Source organism: Plasticicumulans sp., from assembly GCF_035331805.1.
In the GTDB taxonomy this organism is placed as follows: Bacteria; Pseudomonadota; Gammaproteobacteria; order Competibacterales; family Competibacteraceae; genus Plasticicumulans.
In genome coordinates, this window is the sequence record NZ_DAOLKE010000431.1 from 1 (window position 1) to 2,704 (window position 2,704).

At 70.3% G+C, this 2,704-nt stretch carries 2 protein-coding genes; both read right to left on the minus strand.

What is annotated here, in order from left to right:
- Window positions 1-2: 2 nt before the first annotated feature.
- Window positions 3-827: a hypothetical protein gene (locus tag PKE44_RS17970; protein ID WP_324553996.1), complete on the minus strand. Its 825-nt coding sequence runs from the start codon at window positions 825-827 to the stop codon at window positions 3-5.
- Between the two features lie 195 nt (window positions 828-1,022).
- The coding region (locus PKE44_RS17975) for an AAA family ATPase (RefSeq protein ID WP_324553998.1) at window positions 1,023-2,704 on the minus strand (1,682 nt) is incomplete at its 5' end.

Consider the following 2,704-nt stretch of genomic DNA (forward strand, 5'->3'; position numbering starts at 1 on the left):
CTTCAGGTGCCGGGCTGCAGCTGCAGCTGCGCACCGTCAGCGGCCGCGCCCGGGCGTCCGGCCTGCTGCTCTGCCGCCCGGCGCAGCGCCAGCACCAGCCAGAAGCCCGGCAGCGCCGCGGCGAGGTGCTTCAGCGCGTGGCCGCCGAGCAGGCCGCCGCTCGACTGCCAGATCACGCCATCGCCGAGTTCGAAGCCCTTGGCGAACCCGTAGCAGAGCAGCGCCCACAGCCAGGCGCGCACGTAGGGCTGCTGCTCGCGGCGCGTGCGCAGCGCGAGCAGCGACACCGCCAGCCACAGCAGGCCGCCGAACTGCACGGCCACGTACCAGGCGAGATTGCCGCTGACCGCCCACCACACCACGCTCATCGGCGCCGACAGCAGCATCAGCACCAGCAGCCGGGCGCTCCAGACCCGCGGGTACTTGGCCGCCCCGACCGACGCGAAGGCGCCGGCAAAGACGATCGTCATCGGCAGCCGGTCCCAGACCAGCCGGCCATCATCGGGCGCGAGGTGGTAGTACGCGGAGCCGGCCGCCGTCAGCGCCAGTCCGGCGAAGAACACCGCGCAGGCCCGGCGCTGGTCGCGTTCGCGGGCCACGGCCGTGGCCGGCAGCCGCAGCAGCGTCCACGCGCCGGCCAGCGCCGCGAGCAGGAAGCCGAGGTTCGACAGCACGTCGGCCGCATTGGCGAGGCCGGCGAGCGCGCGCGTGTCGGCGAAGGCGTGATAGCCGGGCGGCTGGGCCAGAAACGGCAGCGCCGGGCCGCCGAGCTGCAGCGCGATCAGCGCGAACAGCAGCAGGTTTCCGAAGGTATCCCGATCGTGCATCGCCTTCCTCACTCCGTGCATCCGGGGGGTTCCGGGGGCCGGCCGTCGTGGCGCGGTGAGGCGCGATGATTCCGAAGCCGCCGGACGACGGCAAGCGCCGGTGCGGGCGCGACGGGGCGCCTGCACCGGCCGCCCGCCGCAAAGCAAAACCCCTGCCGCGCGCTGCGGCAGGGGTCTGCAGGCACCGGAGGATTTTCAGGCCGCGCGCCGGCGCAGCGACAGGTCCGGCTCGACCAGCACCGTGTCGCCCGGCCCGAACTCGCCGGCGAGGATGCGCTTCGCCAGCGGGTTCTCCAGCATCTGCTGGATCGTGCGCTTCAGCGGCCGCGCGCCGTAGACCGGATCGAAACCGGCTTCGCCGAGCTTGTCGAGCGCACCGGCACCGACCTCGAGCGCGATGTCGCGCGCCGCGAGGCGCTTGCGCAGGCCCTCGATCTGGATCGCCGCGATCGAGCGGATCTGCTCGCGCCCGAGCGGGTGGAACACGACGGTCTCGTCGACGCGGTTCAGGAACTCCGGCCGGAAGTGCCCGGCGAGGATTGCCATCACCGCCGCCTTCATCGCGCCGTAGTTGTCCTCGCCGGCCATCTCCATGATCGTGTCGGAGCCGAGGTTCGAGGTCATCACGACGACGGTGTTGCGGAAGTCCACGGTCCGCCCCTGACCGTCGGTCAGGCGTCCGTCATCGAGCACCTGCAGCAGCACGTTGAAGACATCGGCGTGCGCCTTCTCGATCTCGTCGAGCAGGATCACGCTGTAGGGCTTCCTGCGCACGGCCTCGGTCAGGTAGCCGCCTTCCTCGTAACCGACGTAGCCCGGGGGCGCACCGATCAGGCGCGCGACCGAGTGCTTCTCCATGAACTCGCTCATGTCGATGCGCACCAGCGCTTCCTCGGTATCGAACAGGAAGCTCGCGAGCGCCTTGCAGAGCTCGGTCTTGCCGACGCCGGTCGGCCCGAGGAACAGGAAGCTGCCGTTCGGCCGGTTCGGATCGGCGAGCCCGGCGCGCGAGCGGCGGATGGCGTCCGCCACTGCACGCACGGCTTCGGCCTGACCGACGACGCGCCGGCCGAGCACGTCTTCCATGCGCAAGAGCTTCTCGCGCTCGCCTTCGAGCATCTTCGCGACCGGGATGCCGGTCCACTTGCTGACGACCTCGGCGATCTCCTCGTCGGTGACGCGGTTCCTCAGCAGCTGGAAGTCGTGCGACTCGCCGGCCTCGGCCGCCTTCATGCGCCGCTCCAGCTCCGGGATGCGCCCGTACTGCAGCTCCGACATGCGGTTCAGATCGCCCGAACGCTTCGCCGCATCGAAGTCGAGCCGCGCCTTTTCGAGTTCGGCCTTGATGTCGGCCGCGCCGGTCAGCATGGCTTTTTCGGCCTTCCAGACCTCGTCGAGATCGGCGTACTCGCGCTCCAGGCGCGTGACCTCGGTCTCCAGCGCGTCGAGGCGCTTGCGCGAGGCATCGTCGTTTTCCTTCTTCAGGGCCACGCGTTCCATCTTCAGCTGGATCAGCCGCCGGTCGAGCCGGTCCATCGCCTCGGGCTTGGAGTCCATCTCCATGCGGATGCGCGAGGCCGCCTCGTCGATCAGGTCGATGGCCTTGTCCGGCAGCTGGCGGTCGGTGATGTAGCGGTGCGAAAGCTGGGCCGCGGCGACGATCGCCGGGTCGGTGATGTCGACCTTGTGGTGGACCTCGTAGCGCTCCTTCAGGCCGCGCAGGATGGCGATGGTGTCCTCGACCGAAGGCTCGTCGACCAGCACCTTCTGGAAGCGGCGTTCGAGCGCGGCATCCTTCTCGATGTACTGGCGGTACTCATCGAGCGTGGTGGCGCCGATGCAGTGCAGCTCGCCGCGCGCCAGCGCCGGCTTGAGCA

Coding starts and splice junctions, on each gene's coding strand:
- PKE44_RS17970 (WP_324553996.1), bottom strand. CDS start 827: ATGCACGATCGGGATACCTTCGGAAACCTGCTGCTGTTCGCGCTGATC.